We start from the raw sequence: 18,394 nt of genomic DNA on the forward strand, positions 1-18,394 counted from the left end.
CTTTTGCTGCGTCCGTGATCGCAGACTGAATTGTTCAATCAGAACCTTCCAGGCGCAGCCATGGATATCGCGTGCCATCGCCTCGCGACGAACCTCACCGCGACTACGAGAATGCGCAAGCTCGAAGCCGAGGATTACTGTGTCTCATCAGTTGATTGATCGTTGGTCTTTCTGACCACAATAATGGTGACGATCGCGATGATGGCGGCGAGCCCGAGACCTAACAGAATTACAAGTGTCGGCGAGATTGCGGAATAGGAAGCTTCGTCGCTGGCATCTGTAGTTGCGGACGCAGTGGTGGGTTCATTGCTGTCTGCGACGTTCTGTTCGGTCTTGGTCGGTGTCGGTTCCTGTTTTTCTGTCTTGCTGCTTGTGATGGTGAAGGTAGATTCGCCGCTGATTGGGTGGCCATCCGAGGATACGACCCGCCATACCATCTTGTATTTCCCGGCTGGCGGGTCATCCGGAAGAGCGCTGGTGATCGTTTGTCCCGCAATGACAGGTTCGTCGACGGAGACGTCTTCATCACCGGAAGTCACTTGAACTTCGGAGCCCATTTGCTGTAATTCTCCGCTGAAATCCAGCTTAATCTCTTTGGGAGCTTCACCCAGAGTCGCCCCATCTTCCGGAGTCGAAGCAGTTATTTCATCATGGGCAGCAGCCGGCGCTGGCATCATTAGACCCAGTGCGAGCAACAGCATGGCCAGCATTCCTGCGCTGACCCACGATACCATTCGCCCAGTTCCTTGCATGCTGATACTCCTAGTGATCAAATTCTGGCGGCGTTGAACGCCGCCCAAGTGGCCCATCCAGATGCCGCACATTTCTACTCACTGTAGAATATATTCGCAGAGAACGCACCCGCCCCACACCTGACCCCCTCCGGAGAACTAATAGCGAGAAGGCGCGACTTGGCAAGATGCTTGCCCAAACGACCATACATCAACCACTGACCCTTCCGCAGAGACAGCGCCGATCGACAGTGTTCAAATAATCTATAGTTTTATAAGACGCTCAAATCACTCAGCAAGGACTGGCATTGACGCCCGAGATCACGGGCTGAGAAGTGTCTCGCTAACCCGTCTCGCCGCAAATTGTCTTACAGTCGTGACTTTCCGGAGTTTGTGAGTCATTCTTGGAGCATGAGGCTTCTGGGATACACACGAATCAGCACCGCCGGACAAGATGCGCAGCTCCAAATAGATGCACTCGTCGGTGCTGGAGTCCAGAAACGAGATGTGTTCTCAGATGTGACCTCTGGTAGTAAGACGGCAAAACAGCGACCGGGCATGAAGCGACTACTCGAATATGCCGAAGACGGCGACACCGTCGTTGTATGGCGCATCGACCGGCTCGGCCGATCACTTCTCGACGTGCTGGCAACCGTAAACCTTCTTCGCGACCGGGGCGTGAAGGTCCGTTCCGTCTCAGACAACATCGACCCCGAGACCTCGTCGGGACGAATGATGTTGGGAATGCTCGCCACCCTGGCCGAATATGAACGTGAACTCATCACCGAACGCGTCAACGCAGGCATCGCCGCAGCCAAGCAGACAGGCACCAAGTTCGGACGGCCACCAGTGGACCCAGACGAGACCGCACAGAAGCTCGCGATCGCCGAAGAAGCCCGCGCCAAAGGACGCACCGCTGAAGATGCAGCCCGTTTGGTGGGATGGTCGAGAGCAACCTTGTACCGACACCGTCAAGCTGACGGCACTCACGACACACTGACTAAACCGGTGTGAGGTGGACGGGCCAGAGAAGTGGCGAATACTTCGACTACACGTCGAAGACGATATCGCTCTGACAGCTCTCGCCCAAGCGACCGGCCTCGGCTTGCGCACACTGCAACGTTGGCACCAGCTGTATAAGACTGGCGGGATTGCCGCTCTCGAACCGCAGACCCGACAGGACACTGGATCCAGGCGTACCCATCCTGAGCTTCAAGCGTTCATCGAACGACTCGGCCTCACCCGCCCACGTCCGAGTATCGCTACTCTCCACCGCTTCACAGTTCAAGAAGCAAAACGAATAGGCAAGGCAGCGCCAAGCTATGGGACGGTCCGCTCAATCCTAGAGTGCTTGGATCCGGCCATGGTGACTCTGGCCCTCGACGGCCCTGCTGCATACAGGGACCAGCACGAACTTATATACCGGCACACAGCCGAGCATCCCAATGACACCTGGCAGGCAGATCACACAGAACTCGACATCGTCATCACCGATGCCAGTGGACGCCCGGAACGCCCATGGCTGACGACAATCCTCGACGACTGCTCCCGAGCAATTTGTGGATACATGGTCTTCACCGGAGCGCCCTCAGCAATGAATACTGCGTTAGCACTCCGGCAGGCGATCTGGCGCAAAGATGACCCAGCTTGGGCCATGTGCGGCATCCCTGACGTCCTCCACGTCGACCACGGCAGCGACTTCACCAGCCACCACCTCGATTACACTGCCACCGCGTTGAAAATCCGGATCATCTACTCAACCATCGCCCGCCCGCAAGGCCGCGGCAAGATCGAGCGCTTCTTCGGCACCCTCAACACCGAGCTCCTCTCCACCCTGCCCGGATACTCCGGAGGCCACGAGAAAAACCCGTCGCCCGCAATGGACCTGCCCGCACTGGACCAGACGATCGGCGACTTCATCACGACCTACAACGAACGTCCGCACCGAGAGATCAAAACCAGCCCCAAAGCAGCCTGGATCGGTCAAGGGTGGCTTCCACGAATTCCCGAGACACTGGACGAGCTCGACGGACTGTTGCTGACAGTGCCTAAACACCGCACCGTCCGCCGCGACGGCATCCACTTTCAAGGCCAACGCTATCTCTCACCCACACTCGCGCCACTCGTCGGGAAACCAGTGACGATCCGATACGATCCCCGCGACATTTCAGAGATCCGCGTCTACGAACACGACACCCTCATCTGCGTAGCCATCGACCAAACAAACCCGAACCAGCGACTCAGCCTCAGAGAAGTCGAATCCGCCCGCAGGATCCGACGCCACCAATTGCGCAAAGACATCAACGAACGCATCCCCAGAATCGCGCACCGGAAAGAACTGCAACACACTAACGAACCTTCGCGGCCGCGATCGAAGCTGCGCACCTATGAAGAGGACGAGTAATGGCACGAGAATTCATCATCACCAAGGAACATCGCCGCTTCAAAGAATTCGCCACAGCAGTACGCAAAGACAAAACAATCGGCATCTGCCACGGTGAAGCAGGTGTCGGCAAGACACTCTCAGCCCGACGATACGCCCACTGGGATGAAGTCGGCACTTTCGTCGACGAATGGGGACCACGTAGCGAAGACGACGCGAAAGTCCACGCCACCGCCCACCGGTCTCGAACCATTTTCTACACCCCTGAAGTTCTGCCTCGGCACAAGCAGATCATGACCGACATCCAACATTTACAGATGCGGGTCGGAATCTGCATTGACGAACACTTACGCACGATTGGAAAGGTCACCGGCTTCCGTGTTGGAGACGTAACGAAACTAGTGGAACTGGTCATCATCGACGAAGCAGAACGACTGACCCCAACGTCTCTGGAACTTCTTCGCGATGAGCATGACCGGCACGAATTGGCAATCATCTTCATCGGCATGCCCGGAATCGATCAACGATTTCGCCACTACCCACAGCTGTACTCACGCCTCGGGTTTTCCCACATCTACCGTTCGCTCGGCCGCGATGAACTCCTTTTCGTCCTCGAACGCCAGTGGAAACGCTTGGGGGTGACTCTCGATATGGATGACTTCACCGACGCCCAAGCCGTGGCCGCTATCGAGAGAATCACGCGTGGCAACTTCCGTTTGCTTGAACGACTCTTCCCGCAGATCCGGCGAGTCATGAGGATCAACCAACTCGAGACCGTCACCGATGATGTCGTTGAGGCAGCCGCGAGCATCCTCGTCATCGGCAATTAGCATCGTCAGCCTTGCGGCGAATATTCGACGGGCAGTTGAAGCTCGGCTAAGCCCAGGGGTAAGTGTCGTGCTATAGGAATGCCGCCATCCTCTACTGACAGAAGACCGCCGTTTATCGTCGAAACTCACAACTGTTGCCTCTCGCCTTGATGTGATGAATCGATTGGGTCGAGCGATGGCCGACGCAACGCGGTCAAGAATCCTGTTGATGTTGCTGGAGGAACCGAGGTACCCGGCTGAACTTGCCCAGTTCCTGGGCTTGACTCGTTCGAATGTGTCGAACCATCTGGGGTGTCTGCGGGACTGTGGCATCGTCGTCGCTGAGCTGCAGGGACGACGGACTCGTTATGAGATCGTCGACGCTCACCTGACCCGGGCTCTGAACGCGTTGGTCGAGACCACTCTGGCTGTAGACGAGCATGCGCCCTGTTTGGACCCGGAGTGCTCAATCACCGGGTGCCAGGCCCCGAAGCAGGCGGCGTGAGCGCTGCTCTGCCCCAGTATTTTCACCAGCGCTTCACTGAAAGTAGTTCTAAACTTGCTCACTGCGATCTTGCAGGCCATCGGGCTGTTCATCGTCACCAGCATTGATGACCTCATCGTGCTGTCTCTGTTCTTCGCCCGCGGGGCGGGGTCCCGCGGGACAACGTGGAGAATTCTGCTGGGGCATTACGTGGGATTTGGAGCCATCCTGTTGGCCTCGGTCACCGTCGCGCTGGCAGCCCGAAGCTTTCTTCCCGAAGGACTGCTTCCCTACTTTGGGCTGATTCCCCTGCTGCTGGGCCTCTACATGGCCTGGAAAGCCTGGCGTGGCGATGCCGAAGACGATGATGGCCAGGAGAGAGTCGCCGGAAAGAGGATCAGTGCACTGACCGTAGCGGGGGTCACCTTCGCCAACGGTGGTGACAATATCGGCGTCTACGTGCCCGTGTTCGCTACCGTCAGCACAAGCTCCCTGATGGTCTACGGCATCGTCTTCTTCGTGTTGATCGCTGTGCTGGTGTTCCTGGCGAAGTTCATTGCCACCCGCAAACCGATCGCTGAAGTCTTGGAGCGCTGGGAACACATCCTGTTTCCAGTGGTGCTGATCGGCCTGGGCTTGGTCATCCTCATCGAAGGCGGCGCTTTCGGCCTCTAAAACAATTCGCCCAACGAAAGCACCTTGATCGAACTATTCGAGATGATCTTCTACGTCGTGTGTCATAGGTAACTGCAGATTTGTTCGGGGTCACAGTCGTTGGGGTTGCCGGCGGTGGCGATGTGGTGGTGCTGGGCGACGGTGGCGCGCAGCGCGCTCAGAGCGGCGATCTGCTCATCAAGGTCGGCGAGCTGCTGGTGCAGTGTCTCGCGCACATGAGCACACGGTGTCTGCCCGGTCTCGTGCAGGGCCAGGATTTCCCGCACCTGGGATAGGCTCAGGCCTGCTCTGCGGCCGCGGGTGATGAATCCCAGTCGGTGCAGGATCTCGGGGTGGTAGTCCCGGTAGCCGTTGGCAGAGCGGGCCGGGGCCGGCAGCAGGTCGATCTCCTCGTAGAATCGCACAGCCTTGGTGCTGACCCCGGCGGCATTGGCGACTTCTCCGATCCGCATCGGCTCCTCCTTGCCTTCCAGTACGAGCCTTGGCCGCATCGCACCGAGGCCTCTGCACGGTCTTGACCTTCCACCCTAGTGGAAGGTCCACACTGAGGGCAGCGCCGGCCGATCGGTTGCGCGAAGCGTCCGCACATTTCCGATGTGCGCCGAGGAGGAAGAGCAGAATGTCAGGTATGTCGTCACAAGATGTGGATCTGGCGATCCTCGGCTCCGGCAGTGGTGCGTTCGCCGCCGCGATCCGGGCCACCACCCTGGGAAAGACCGTACTCATGGTCGAACGCGGCACCGTGGGTGGCACCTGCGTGAACACCGGCTGCGTGCCCTCGAAAGCGCTGTTGGCCGCCGCCGAGGCACGCCACACCGCCGCCGACGCCGACCGGTTTCCCGGCATCAGCGCTACCACCGGACCAGTCGACATGCCAGAGCTGATCGAAGGCAAGCAAACGCTGGTGGAGGGGATGCGCACCGAGAAGTATCTGGACCTGATGACCGATTACGGGTGGCAGCTGCGTCAGGGGCAGGCCTCCTTCACCGGCAGCCAGCAGGACCCGGCGCTGCAGATCACCACCGACGACGGGGCGGTAGAGACAGTGCACTCTTCCCATTACCTGGTCGCGACCGGATCTACCCCCACCATCCCGGAGATCGAAGGCCTCGACGGGGTCGACTACCTCACCTCGGCCACAGCGATGGAACTGGACGAGGTCCCGGCATCGATGCTGGTGGTCGGCGGGGGCTACGTGGGGCTGGAACAGGCCCAGCTCTTCGCCAGGCTGGGCACTCAGGTCACCATGCTGGTCCGGTCCCGGCTGGCCTCGACCGAGGAACCCGAAGCACACGAGGTGCTGGCCGAGGTGTTCGCCCATGAAGGTATCGAAGTGGTCCCACGTGCGCTCATCACCAAAGTGACCACCGATTCCAGTAACGACGAGGTCATGGTCACCGCCACCGTGGACGGAGACGAGCAGACCTTCACAGCTCAGCAGCTGCTGGTAGCCACCGGGCGTCACGCGGTCACCGGCGGCCTGAACCTGGACACAGTGGGAGTGGCCACCGGAGTCCGCGGTGAAGTCCTCATCGACGAGACCCTGGCCACCAGCAACCACCGGATCTGGGCCGCTGGGGACGTCACCGGTCATCCACAATTCGTCTACGCAGCCTCAGCCCACGGTGGCCTGGCAGCAGAGAACATGTTCACCAACACCAAACGCAGCCTCGATTACACAACCCTTCCCCGAGTCACTTTCACCTCACCGAATCTGGCCGCGGTGGGCATGACCGACGCACAAGCCCAGGCAGCCGGATACCGATGTCAATGCCGGGTGCTGCCGCTAGAGTACGTGCCCCGGGCGATGGTCAACCGCGACATCCGCGGCTTCATCAAAATCGTCGCCGATGCCGACAACGACCGCATCCTAGGAATCACCGCCGTCGCCAAAGAGGCCGCCGACCTCGCTGCCACCGGGGTCTACATCATCCAAGCCGCAATGACCCTCGACCAGGTAGCCAACCTATGGAGCCCCTACCTAACCATGGCCGAAGGCATCAAAATCGCAGCCCAATCCTTCACCACCGACGTCAGCAAACTCTCCTGCTGCGCCGCCTGAACCAAACCTATCGACCAGTAGCAAGACTGCCCCCGACCGCCAAACGAAGCTGCGAAAAACCGCCACACGAAGTTAAGAGTCACAGCGAAGACGTCTCTTCTGTCATCTTCTGAAGTCGACTGCACGTCCAGCCTCGTGTTCTTGGGGTTGCGCAGTCGGCTATTGAATACTGGCATTTCAGCGCTTGTGTACACACGGCCGCGCATCTTCAGAAGTCACCTGCGCAAAACGACACTATTCAGATGAGTGTGAGTTTCAAAGGTAGATGGCGGTCGTTGAACTACCGGGACTGCCTATTCCACGAGTACGCGTGCTCGCCGGTAGAGCGTGGCTCTGGACATTCCGAGATCTCGTGCGACTTGCGCTGCCGGTTCACCGCCCTCGACTAGGCGAATCGCCTTACGGATTTGGCTGTCTGTGATTCGGCGGGGCCGGCCTCCGAGGTCGAGGCCGGCGTCACGGCGTTTTCTGATGGAGTCGGTCACTCGCTCCCGTTTGATCTCGTGTTCCATCTGGGCCAGCGCGGCCATGATCGTATACAGCATCGACCCCATTGGGGTTGCCGTGTCGACATCGCCGCCGCCAAGGTTGAGAACACGCAAACCCGTACCCCGGTTCCGAAGCTCGTCAGCGAATGCGAGCATGTTCTGGGTCGACCGACCGAGCCTATCGAGGGTGGTAATGACGAGAGTGTCTCCGTCGATGAGTGCTTCGAGCGCGCGGTCAAACTCAGGGCGTGAGGCCCGAGCTCCCGAAACTCCGTGATCGATATAGAGATCATCTCGCCGGACTCCGGCAGCAAGGAGGTCGGCCCGTTGTCGATCGGTAGATTGGTCGCGAGTTGATACGCGCGCATATCCGATGAGTTTCGCCACGGTGCTCCAATGTGTCTCGTAACTAGCGGTGAGTACACCAATTCGTTCAACAGGTTACAAGACATAGTTGCAAGAATCGCTTGCCTGGCTAGCAACGCCTGAAATCCACGGAACTCAGGGCAGCGTGGAAGTCCCAGATCCCAGCACCAATGAGACGTCTCGTATCCCTAGGGATACGAGACAACTAGTAAGCTCCAGCAGCTGCATCACATCCGATTGCAGCTTCCGTTTCAATCAGCGGAGGTCTCTGTTGACTTCCCGACGCTTTTCCAACGTTCCCGAGAAGATGCGAATCTAAGGTAGTCGTTCTGCGAAGCGAATGACCACCTTGAAAAGCCACTCCATCAATGCGCCCTTAGGTATGCCTCTGAGGCCGATATGACAGGGAAGTTCACCTCTTTCCCTCGAGCCAAGCCTCGAATTCCTAAGACACATAATGCCCGAGTGCCCCGACACCTCTCCGTCTCGTAACCCCTGGTATCCAAGACTCTGTGAAGGGGCGGAACTCAACCAGAGATGGATGAGCGCAGAGCCTCTTCGCGCACAGTGGAATTGACAGTGAGAATGCGTGCTTGTGGAGTCCGTGGGTGGCTCAGCGCTCTTTCGTTATATTCAGCTTTTCTGCCACCCGGCCACCGAGAGAGTGCGGTGGTCTTTCAATTAACGATACTGACAATTGTACTGGTCATAACCGTGGCAGCAACGATGAACACGAGGCTGGCAAAAGCGATGCGGACGTGTTTGTTGTTGAGTTTGTGTGCCACACGTCCAGCAACGAGTGAGCCGATGATCGCGGGTATCGCGAATGCCAGGGTAGTGATCCAATCGGGACTGTATCCAGCAGCGTGGGCAGTGAAGCCGGCCGCAGAGTTAATCGCGATGATGATCAGTGATGTCCCGACGGCCTGAGCCATGGACAACCCCAGAAAGATTGTCAATGCGGGAACGATGAGGAAGCCTCCGCCGACGCCAAGCAGCCCGGTTAAAAACCCGATTCCCAACCCCACAGTCAAAGACTGCAGAAGGTGACTTCGCAGAAAGGAGTTTCTGCCAGTCTCGTCACGGCTGGCTGTCTCTCGGACGGGTGAGAGCATGCGGATTCCTGCAGCGATCATGATGACTGCGAAGGCGAGCATTAGCACGGTGTCGTTGACGAGACGGCCAACGGCAGCACCTGCCCACGCCGCTGGGATTCCGGCGGCTCCCACTCGAAGGGCTATCCGCCAGCTGATACCGGTACGAATACGAGGGAGTACGGCCGCGATTGAGGAGGCTCCGACGACGAGTAGGGCGGAAGGGATCGCTTCGTGGGTGCTCATCCCCACCCCGTAGACCAGGGCGGGGACGGCGATGATGGAACCGCCGGCCCCGACCAGGCCGAGAACGCCTCCAACCAGGAGACCCAGTACCAGTGCGGCGGCGATCACGAGATCAGGGACTCTCCGCCGGCGGTCTGAGGGGTCGGCAGCTGCAGGATGGCCGATTCGCGGGTCGGTTCTTCGGCGCTGCGATTCCAGGGCATGGCTGCCAATGCTTTACCCATGGCGCAGGAATTGGTCGCAGCGGAGAAGGTCAATCCGCTGCCGATGGCTCCGGCGAGGATACGGAATTTTGGTGAGAGGAATTTGCCACCGGCGAGTCCAGTGATGACCAGTGAGCCCGCCACCAGGCGGACTTGGCGTTCCAAGTCCCAACGCTGGGTTCCGCGAACGACACTGCCCCCAGCTGCCACGAATGCCGGAACACCGCCAGTGAGAACGTGCAGGGTCTCGATGCCGGCGGCACCGAGTCGCTGGCGGGCTTGTTCGGCGCGAGCACCGGACTGGCACACCAATACGACTCGTTGACCAAGCCGTTCGGTCAGTTCATCGGCGTGTTCGGACAGCAGTGGCAACGGAACGTTGTAAGAGCCGCGGATATGCACGGATTCGAACTCAGCACCGGTGCGCACGTCGAGGATGATCAAGTCAGTGTGGGCATCGATCCACGAGATCAGAGTTGCCGAATCCACGGTGGTCACGTCTGCTTCGGTGTGTGGTGATAGTTTCATATGTTCACTTTCGAGTAATGCATGTGCGCTAACGGCTGTTGCCGGTATCGCACATGCCAGCGGTGTTGCGAGTCAGTCAGGGTGTATCGACAGGGCGGCCTTCGGCCCTCCACGCACTCATGCCGCCAGCCATTGTGTCGGCGCGAAAACCGGCGATCCCGAGATCGGTGGCGGCACGAGCGCTTCGCTTCCCGCCCGTACAGACGGTGATGACAGGCCGGCTGGGTCGAGCTCGTCGATGCAAGTGTCTTAGGCGTTAGCGGGAACGTTGACTTCAGCCCAGGCGTGATAGCCGCCGTCCAGATCCCTGACGTCGGCATGACCGAGAGTGCGCAACAGGCTGGCACCGACACTGGAGCGCCAACCGCCAGCACAGTGGACGAGGACCGGACCTGAGGGAACCTCGTCGTGGCGGCGGGCGAGTTCTGCCAGCGGGATATGCAGTGAGCCGGGCACCGCACCGTCTTCAACTTCGCCCGGGTTGCGCACATCAACGACGGTGACTCTGCCGTTGCGCAACTGATCGAAGGTTTCAACGTCGACTCGAGGCCCGGTCTCGACGATTCCACCGAGCTCGGCAAACGCCTGGACGGGAGAGTCAAGATAGCCGGTGACGCGGTCGAAGCCGATCCGGCCCAGCCGCAAAGCAGCCTCATCTTCGCGTCCCGACTCGGCGATGATGATGATCTCGTCTTCGGCGCCCACGACCATCCCAGCAGTTTCAGCGAAACGTCCATCAAGGCCGACGTTCAGGGATCCAGCGAGGTGGCCTGCAGCGAAGTCTTGCGGTGAGCGGGTATCAAGTATGGAGGCGCCACGGCCATCGGCATCTTGCAGCTCCCGCATCGACAGGGCATTCAGGGCGCCGGATGAACCGATCAGCGACCGGTCCTTGCGGTTCAACACCGCGTCGGCAGCGAAGTATTCGGGTATGGCCGGCTGTCCGCTGCGGACCATGGCTACGAATTCGTCCTCGGGCATGGGTTGGACAGACAGGTTCATCATCCGCTGGGCACCGATCGTGGATTCGAGCTCGTCGGAGAGGTTCTTCCCGCAAGCAGAACCGGCACCGTGGGCTGGAAGGACACGAACACTGTCGGGCAGTTGCATCAGCACAGTGTGGATAGACGCATAGAGAGCCCGAGCCAGTTCATCGGGATCGGCACCGACAGCGGCGGCCAAATCCGGTCGTCCGACATCGCCGATGAACAGCGCGTCGCCAGTCAAAACAGCTTCCGGTGTGGCATCGCCGGCGTGTTCGCGCACCAGGATGCTGATCGACTCCCACGTGTGTCCTGGGGTCTCGAGGACTTCAAGTTCGACCTGTCCGAGAGAGACCTTGTCGCCGTGGCTGAAGGTGCGGATCTCGTATTCGGTTTCGGCCCGATGACCGTAGCCGATCCACGCTCCGGTAGCGGCTGACAGTTCGAGGTGGCCGGCGACGAAGTCGGCATGGAAGTGGGTGTTGATCACCCCGCTGATGGTCAGATTATTGGTCTCGGCATCGGCAAGGTACTCCGCGATGTCGCGACGAGGGTCAACGACGATCGCTTGACCGGTGGTTTCATCACCGATCAGGTACGAGCCATGGGACAGGCAGCCGAGGTAATACTGCTTCACGATCATGTCATCCTCCAAAAGGGTTGTTGTGGGGTGATGCAAATCAGTCTGACATATACCCCACCGGGTATGCAATAAGCCCCTGGGGGTATATACTTGCTAAGTAAACTGAGAAGACGATGGAGGAAGTAATGCAACTGGATACTACTGATCTTGGCCCGGTCGTGAATCGACTTAAGCGGGCCCAGGGTCAACTCGGCGCTGTCACACGTATGCTTCAAGACGGCAGCGATTGCAAGGACGTGGTGACCCAGCTCGCCGCAGTCTCCCGGGCGCTGGATAAGGCTGGGTTTGCCATCATCGCCAGCGGTCTTCAGCAGTGCATGGACCAGGAGGACCCCAGCATCGACAAGAAGGACCTGGAGAAACTCTTCCTCTCACTGGCCTGAGCAGTCTCAGTGACCGCGCGAAGTGTTCTTCGAGCAAATGCAGGAACAGCCATTAAGGAGCAGCAGATGAGCTACACCCACACGATCACCGCCAACCTTTCCTACGCTGACGCCGTGGAACGGACCAAGCAGGCCCTGTCTGATCAGGGGTTCGGTGTCCTCTCTGAGATCGATGTGCGATCCACCTTCGAGAACAAACTCGGCACCGATGCCGCAGACGAAATCGGCGACTATGTCATCCTGGGCGCTTGCAACCCCGGATTGGCTCAGCGCGGCCTCACTGCAGAGCCGGATCTGGGGACGCTGCTACCCTGCAATGTCGTTGTACGCCGCGGCCCGTTACCCGACACCACAGTGGTACAGGCCATTGACCCGCAAACCATGGTCGACATCAGTGGCACTGCCGCTGTCAGAGACGTAGCCGACGATGCCAATACTCGGCTGCGCGCCGCACTAGCGCAACTGCCCAGCGCCGGGGCCTGAAGGTCCGTTCAAGCGGCCACTGCTGATTGAGATAGACACCTAGGCGCTACCCGTTCCTGTCGTTGTCAAGCTGGAGCCGAGCGATCGGTATAAGAAACCAGCCGCGGCAACTGTCTGAAACCTTTCGTGCCGAAAGTGTGCATACGGCACCTGAAAACTGCGCAATCACCTTCTGAACTAACGATTGCAGTCCGATTCGCACGTGAACTACCTCATAGCCAATCCATTTCAAAACCCATGGCATACAAGACTCCGCGTAGGCCAGGGCTGAAAACAGATAGGCGATAATCTCAGAGCTGCCACCGAGTGTTGCGAGAAAACTGCCATTGAGCGCTGAAGCTCGCACGAGAATGAGCACCGCCGGCCAGGACGCGCAACTCCAACTCGATGTACTCGTCGATGCTGAGTCCACAAACGGGGTGTGTACTACGCCGTCATCTCCGGCAGTAAAATCGCAAGACAGCGGTCGAGTATAAAGCGACTGCTCGACTATTCCGAGGACGGCGACACCGTCGTAGTGTGGCGCATCGACCATCTCGGACCATCGCTGCTCGATGTGCTCGCAACCGTGGACCTTCTCCACGATGGGGGAGCGAAGGTCCGGTCGATCTCAGACAACATTGATCCTGACACATCATCGCGGTGGATGACGCGGGGAATGCTCGCCACGTTGGCCGAGTACGAACGCGAACTCATCACCGAACGCGTCAATGCTGGCATCGCCGCGGCTAAACAGAACGGGACGCAGTTCGACCGTCCACCAGTTGACCCAGACGAGATCGCTGAGAAGCCGGCAATCGCTGAAAACGGTCGCGCGAAAGGACGCACTGCCCAAGGACGCAACCCGTCTCGTCGGCTGGTCACGAGCAACCTTGTACCGCCACCGTTACGCCACCTGCAATCACGAAACCTTGATCGAGCCGGAGTGATATTGGCCACCGGTGCAGTGACACACTGCATACTGATGGCAAAGTCTCCAGCCATTGCTCAGCATGCCGGCACTGGCCGGTCTCGCTATCAATAGATCAGTATCGCGCCGCAAGCCGAGCGCTGAAAATCCGGTCACACTGAACTCAACATCCCCTCACCAGCGCCAGAATTTCAACGATACGGGAATTGCTGACAGCTTTGTCTTCCTTGGTGTCATCGCGTTGTGCTGCTCGCCGTGGGGAGGGAATCGTATGCTGGCCGGACGCGGTTGGCCAAATGTAGTTCTCAAGGACATTTCACGCAAAGTTCACTATCAGAGGCACAGTACAGCTCAGGTCGAGCATTCTCTCAATCAGGCATGAATATAATCATCGTGCCTTGTTTTTTCATGAGCACGAACTGCTGGCTGGAAAGACTCACCGCACATTTGCTGACCGCCCAAGGGCGTTCCCGATGCTGAGAAAGGAGTGCCCGTGAAATCTATGCAGGATCTACTTGCGACCGTTCGTCGCCGTGAAGCATCAGTGAACGTGCCCCTGGGCGCGCGTCGTGTGTTTCAGCTCCTTGTCATGCTCGCGGCAGTTGCTTTCGTCCTGCATCTTGCGGCTCTCCAGCACAGCAGTCCCAGCAGTCATCTGTCACACGGGGAACATGCCGGTAGTACTGCTGACGTCCAAACTGAAAGCTCGACCGAGACATCCGCGGCCGCTGACTCTACGTTCGGAAAATCGGATCTAGGTTCCTCGATGGCTACTGCTATCGACGTTGACCATGACCACGAGTTCGAATGCGACGAGCCGTCTGCGTTGAGGGTGGACACGACCACGCTCGGCCTGGGGCCAGCATTACCCTGCTTGCAGGTCATCCCTCGGATCGAGCTGACTTATCCCATACAGGTCTTGTCAGACCAGGTCAGACATGCTCCCAATCTCGTTTGCGAGCTTTGCATTCAACGGATTTAGAAGAACCGCGCGTATCCAACGCGCGGCCCTTCACCTTCTCTGAAACGCAATGCATCACGTGAACGAAAGTAGACAGTCATGCCCGAAAACATCCACAACTCCTTAATGACCTGTGTCGGAAACACCCCCTTGCTCCGGTTGGATCGCTGCTTCCCCGATCCTTCTCGAGAGGTTATCGCCAAACTTGAGATGCTCAATCCGGCAGGCAGCATGAAAGACCGACCGGCACGTTTCATCATCGAACACGGATTGAACTCCGGACTGTTGCGCCCTGGAATGCGCCTAATTGAAAGTACTTCAGGCAACCTTGGAGTCGCGTTAGCCACCATGGCCAAACTGAACGATCTCACATTCACAGCGGTGGTGGACCCGAAAACCACGTCGACGAACCTCCGTTTGCTCAAGACCGTTGGAGCTGACATTGAGATGGTGAGCGAACAAGACGAGCACGGCGGATACCTCGGTACCCGCGTTCGCCGAGCCCAGGAACTCGCCGCCGGAGACCCCGACAGTGTGTGGGTCAATCAGTACGCCAACGAACTGAACTGGCGTGCTTACCACGAGACCGCTGGCCAAGAGATATTGGAGGCGATCGATGAACCTGTTGATTTCCTCGTTGCGGCTGTCTCGACTACGGGATCGATCCTGGGATTGGCGCGGCGACTACGAGACAAGTTCCCGAAAATGCAAGTGGTTGCGGTCGACGCTGTGGGATCGGTCATCTTCGGTGCACCTCCTGCATCCCGGGAAATCCCTGGGTATGGGGCAAGCCGCGTCCCGGAATTGTTCTCCCCGTCCGAGATCGATGACGTCATCCATGTTGACGATGCCAGCGCCGCTCAGGGGTGCCGGCACTTGGTGGCCACCGAAGGTGTGCTGGGAGGTGGATCCTCAGGGGCAGTAGTTGCCGCGCTGCAGGAGCTGCTACCTAAAACGCCGGTCGGTAGCCGAATTCTGACTGTTTTGCCCGACCGTGGAGAACGGTACCTGGATATGGTTTACGACGACGAGTGGGTGGCTAACCTCCCTGCCCCGCAGCATGAGCCGGCAGCTGTCGTTTCGTCGTGACGACGCAGCAAGTCGTCACCCGCAAATCTCTGCGTTGGGAATTGCGCGGCTACGACTCGCGCAACATGGCTCTGCTGTGGGTGGGACAGTTCGTCAACACTGCCGGGCTGATGATGCTGGTACCGATCATGCCCTTTTACTTGGATCAGATCGGGACCAGTGGTACCGCCGAGACACAGACATGGGCGGGAGTCGCAATTGCTGCCCCTGCCTTGGCCCTGACTGTGGCGACCCCGTTGTGGGCAAAGCTCGGCGATCGTATCGGTCGCAAATGGATGGTGGTTCGAGCACTTCTCGGATTAGCGGTGGCCATGCTCGTCATGGCGACCGCCGCCACCCCGTTAGCTCTCGTCGCAGGGCGACTGCTTCAAGGATTTCTCGGCGGGGTCGTCGAAGCCGCTTCGGCGTTCGCCGGGTCGACCGGGTCGAATAAGAAGCGCGGATCATCGTTAGGGAAATCCTTCAGCGCTACTGCTGCCGGGGCGCTGGCCGGTCCCATTGCCGGAGGGCTACTTGTCGGCACCGGCGGGTTGAAGCTGCTGATGTTCAGCATCGCGATCTTGGCCACGGTCCTGGCTATCGTGTGCGCCGTCGGACTGCGCGAGCCCCAGCGGCGTCAGCAAAACACCACCAACCCCACTCGGAATGGCAAATCCCGTCAGCACGGAACGCTACGTCAAGTACCAGGAGCTACCACGCTGGCACTGGCCGCGGCAGCAGTCTATTTCGGAGTGTACGGTCTCATCCCCGTCTACGCGCTGCACGTCGACCGTATTGTCGACAGTGGGGATTCGGGAAGCCTCTGGGTGGGGATCCTTCACTCTGTGATGTGGTCGGGAACGTTGGTCGGATCGTTCTGGTGGGGGAGACGCAACGACGCCACAGGGCGTCCGCTGCATGCCCTTGCGCTTGCCATCGGAGGTTGCGCCGTGAGCATCGCGGTGCTCGCGTTGCCTCTCTCACCCTTCCTGATGCTCCCGCTTCGACTTGTGCAGGGATTCTGCTTCGCAGCGCTGGCACAATCTCTGTTCCATCACTTCAGTCACCACGCACCAGATTCTCAGAAGAGCTCTTTCATCGGTACAGCCAATAGTTTTCTGCTCGTTGGCCAATCTGCTGGCCCGCTATTGGCTGGCCCGTTAGTCGGAGCTCTATCAATCCCGACCGTCATTTTGATCATGGCCGGAGCCTGCTTGCTCAGCTTCGTCCTCGTTCTCCCGGCGGTACGAACAAAACAACAACAAAACTTTATGAGGACTACATGTTAATCAGCAACAATCTTCATGACCGAGAGCCAGTACAGACGTCCCAGGACAATTCGCACCATCGAAACGGCGTTGGGGTCAACGTGTCCCCATTCCGTGGCTGGCGCTCCACCGAGGACCACTGCGTTTCGTCCAGCAGCGCCGTACCGTGGACTCACCACGGATCACCAAGCCAGCTCTCCGCAACTTTCGGCGCGTGGCAACAAACCGGTGCGGTTGTCCAAGATCGGGAACCAGCAATCTATGTCTACGAGCAGACCGGCCCCCAGGGTGTACAACGTGGCGTTCTAACCGCGGCTCATGTGCAAAGCGAGCTGTGCCCGCATGAGCAAGTGATACCTGAGAAGGTCAATACGATCGCTGAGCTCATGAAAGGTGCCCAGATGAATTTGGATCCGGTGCTGCTCGGGTTCTCGGGTAATGGTTCCACCGCTGAATGCATCAGACATGCCCTGACAAGGGAACCAGCAACAGAAGTTCTGTCACCAGATGGACAGCTGCACCGGACCTGGCCCATCACCGACAACTACTGGATTGAAGCGGTTACTGAAGAGCTTCGCACCAAACCGGCCCATATCGCCGATGGCCATCACAGACACGCAGCCGCACTGCAGTTGCAGCGCTCGAACGAATCAAACAACGACGAAGGATGCGCCTGGGACTATTTTCCGGTGCTTCTCGTTGATGTTGAAGACAGTCCGCTACAGCTCTCGCCTATCCACCGGGTGTTGCCATCGGCCGATCCCCGACAGGCTCTCGACGCGGCGCGCACCCGGTTCACAGTGCAACCGCTCTCTGGAGGTGTTGATGATTGGATCGCGGCCCTAGACCAGTACGCGGCAAATGGACCTGCCTTCGTCATCGTGACCTCTCAGGGGGCATACATGGCGACCGACCCTCACCCTGATTTTTTGAATGAGGTGCTACGGAGCTCTCCCTCCTCCTTACGCACTATGCATCTCACGATTCTGCACGCAACGTTGATCGACCACTTGTGGCAGATCCCAGATCATTCAGAGACCATCGGGTATGAGCACACCGCACAGTCAGCGGTGCAGCGAGTGCTGGACAACGGTGGGATAGCAGTTCTCACAACTCCGCCGACCCGCGACGACCTCGAGTCAGCGGCGTATGCGGGGGTCTGCCTTCCACGCAAATCCACCTCTTTCGGCCCAAAGCCACATCCAGGGCTCGTTTTTCGGACAATCGAAGGGGACTGAGTGCAAGGGCCAATGATTTGCTCTGTTGCCACGCAATCGTTGGAGACCGGATGACTAGATCATTACCGTCGTCGCCCCATCATTGCCCCTGATGATTCGGACACCGCAGTGGGGCACAGTTGTGTCCCACTGCGGTGTCTTTGCGCGTCGCTGGGATATTCAATGAATCACTGCGGCGTCAGTTCCGATAACCAAGACGCTCGCGGTGGCTCTGACGGCACCGTCAGCAGTTTCCTCGAACTTTTTGATTCTCATAGCTCATTCAATGGCTGAGGCATCAATCATGACAGCGAATCTGATCCTGACGGATTCCAAGGCTACTCAATTGGCGGCACGGGAAGAGTCGTGCGGGCGGAGGACGTTGCCGCGTGCGATCCGTTCAACCGGT

Annotated in this window: 17 protein-coding genes and 1 pseudogene; 12 read left to right on the forward strand and 6 right to left on the reverse strand. The window is 58.8% G+C overall.

The window, feature by feature from the left end; genetic code table 11:
- Window positions 1-134: 134 nt before the first annotated feature.
- Window positions 135-710 (reverse strand): copper resistance CopC family protein, encoded by a 576-nt coding sequence (locus JFC13_RS17570; RefSeq protein ID WP_198398346.1) that lies wholly within the window; start codon window positions 708-710, stop codon window positions 135-137.
- 432 nt (window positions 711-1,142) lie between these two features.
- Between JFC13_RS17570 and JFC13_RS17575 the strand changes: the two genes are divergently transcribed.
- The 5 genes from JFC13_RS17575 (at window position 1,143) to JFC13_RS17595 (ending at window position 5,082) form a co-directional block, all read left to right on the forward strand.
- Window positions 1,143-1,745 (forward strand): recombinase family protein, encoded by a 603-nt coding sequence (locus JFC13_RS17575; RefSeq protein ID WP_198398347.1) that lies wholly within the window; start codon window positions 1,143-1,145, stop codon window positions 1,743-1,745.
- Window positions 1,746-2,094: 349 nt separating this feature from the next.
- A complete protein-coding gene (locus tag JFC13_RS17580) occupies window positions 2,095-3,135 on the forward strand; it encodes a Mu transposase C-terminal domain-containing protein (RefSeq protein WP_332839460.1) in 1,041 nt (346 codons plus the stop codon).
- Complete coding sequence (locus JFC13_RS17585) at window positions 3,135-3,944, forward strand: AAA family ATPase (RefSeq protein ID WP_198398349.1); 810 nt, start codon at window positions 3,135-3,137, stop codon at window positions 3,942-3,944. Before JFC13_RS17580 ends, JFC13_RS17585 begins: the two co-directional genes overlap by 1 nt.
- Window positions 3,945-4,038: 94 nt before the next feature.
- Window positions 4,039-4,428 (forward strand): Cd(II)/Pb(II)-sensing metalloregulatory transcriptional regulator CmtR, encoded by a 390-nt coding sequence (gene cmtR, locus JFC13_RS17590; RefSeq protein WP_425546554.1) that lies wholly within the window; start codon window positions 4,039-4,041, stop codon window positions 4,426-4,428.
- 54 nt (window positions 4,429-4,482) lie between these two features.
- Window positions 4,483-5,082 (forward strand): cadmium resistance transporter, encoded by a 600-nt coding sequence (locus JFC13_RS17595; RefSeq protein ID WP_198398351.1) that lies wholly within the window; start codon window positions 4,483-4,485, stop codon window positions 5,080-5,082.
- Window positions 5,083-5,144: 62 nt separating this feature from the next.
- Here JFC13_RS17595 and JFC13_RS17600 read toward each other — a convergent pair whose 3' ends face one another.
- Window positions 5,145-5,534 carry a heavy metal-responsive transcriptional regulator gene (locus tag JFC13_RS17600; RefSeq protein ID WP_198398352.1) on the reverse strand — a complete coding sequence of 130 codons (390 nt, stop codon included), beginning with the start codon at window positions 5,532-5,534 and terminating at the stop codon, window positions 5,145-5,147.
- Between the two features lie 176 nt (window positions 5,535-5,710).
- On the opposite strand from JFC13_RS17600, the gene merA reads away from it, so the two are divergent.
- On the forward strand, window positions 5,711-7,144 hold the full coding sequence (merA, locus tag JFC13_RS17605; protein WP_198398353.1) for a mercury(II) reductase: 1,434 nt from the start codon (window positions 5,711-5,713) through the stop codon (window positions 7,142-7,144).
- A gap of 293 nt (window positions 7,145-7,437) precedes the next feature.
- Here merA and JFC13_RS17610 read toward each other — a convergent pair whose 3' ends face one another.
- From JFC13_RS17610 to JFC13_RS17625, 4 genes are all read right to left on the reverse strand, one after another.
- A complete protein-coding gene (locus tag JFC13_RS17610; protein ID WP_198398354.1) occupies window positions 7,438-8,019 on the reverse strand; it encodes a recombinase family protein in 582 nt (193 codons plus the stop codon).
- Between the two features lie 656 nt (window positions 8,020-8,675).
- A complete protein-coding gene (locus JFC13_RS17615; protein WP_198398403.1) occupies window positions 8,676-9,443 on the reverse strand; it encodes a sulfite exporter TauE/SafE family protein in 768 nt (255 codons plus the stop codon).
- Entirely contained in the window at window positions 9,443-10,069 is a 627-nt protein-coding gene (locus tag JFC13_RS17620) for a rhodanese-like domain-containing protein (protein ID WP_198398355.1), read from the reverse strand. Before JFC13_RS17620 ends, JFC13_RS17615 begins: the two co-directional genes overlap by 1 nt.
- 249 nt (window positions 10,070-10,318) lie before the next feature.
- On the reverse strand, window positions 10,319-11,695 hold the full coding sequence (locus tag JFC13_RS17625) for an MBL fold metallo-hydrolase (protein WP_198398356.1): 1,377 nt from the start codon (window positions 11,693-11,695) through the stop codon (window positions 10,319-10,321).
- Between the two features lie 125 nt (window positions 11,696-11,820).
- Here JFC13_RS17625 and JFC13_RS17630 point away from each other — a divergent pair, with 125 nt between their 5' ends.
- The 6 genes and pseudogenes from JFC13_RS17630 to JFC13_RS17655 all read left to right on the forward strand — a co-directional run bounded on the left by JFC13_RS17630 (window position 11,821) and on the right by JFC13_RS17655 (window position 18,006).
- On the forward strand, window positions 11,821-12,078 hold the full coding sequence (locus JFC13_RS17630; protein WP_198398357.1) for a metal-sensitive transcriptional regulator: 258 nt from the start codon (window positions 11,821-11,823) through the stop codon (window positions 12,076-12,078).
- A 66-nt stretch (window positions 12,079-12,144) separates the two neighbouring features.
- On the forward strand, window positions 12,145-12,561 hold the full coding sequence (locus JFC13_RS17635) for a DUF302 domain-containing protein (RefSeq protein WP_198398358.1): 417 nt from the start codon (window positions 12,145-12,147) through the stop codon (window positions 12,559-12,561).
- Window positions 12,562-12,911: 350 nt separating this feature from the next.
- A pseudogene (locus JFC13_RS17640) lies at window positions 12,912-13,490 on the forward strand (recombinase family protein).
- Window positions 13,491-14,531: 1,041 nt separating this feature from the next.
- A complete protein-coding gene (gene sbnA / locus JFC13_RS17645; RefSeq protein ID WP_198398359.1) occupies window positions 14,532-15,521 on the forward strand; it encodes a 2,3-diaminopropionate biosynthesis protein SbnA in 990 nt (329 codons plus the stop codon).
- The gene (locus JFC13_RS17650; protein WP_198398360.1) at window positions 15,518-16,789 is read left to right on the forward strand and encodes an MFS transporter; all 1,272 of its coding nucleotides are present in this window, start codon (window positions 15,518-15,520) and stop codon (window positions 16,787-16,789) included. Before sbnA ends, JFC13_RS17650 begins: the two co-directional genes overlap by 4 nt.
- On the forward strand, window positions 16,783-18,006 hold the full coding sequence (locus tag JFC13_RS17655; RefSeq protein WP_198398361.1) for a DUF1015 family protein: 1,224 nt from the start codon (window positions 16,783-16,785) through the stop codon (window positions 18,004-18,006). The genes JFC13_RS17650 and JFC13_RS17655 overlap by 7 nt, the downstream gene beginning before the upstream one ends.
- Window positions 18,007-18,394: the final 388 nt, after the last annotated feature.

Origin of the sequence: Brevibacterium antiquum, from assembly GCF_016107655.1 — a bacterium.
Lineage (GTDB): Bacteria > Actinomycetota > Actinomycetes > Actinomycetales > Brevibacteriaceae > Brevibacterium > Brevibacterium antiquum.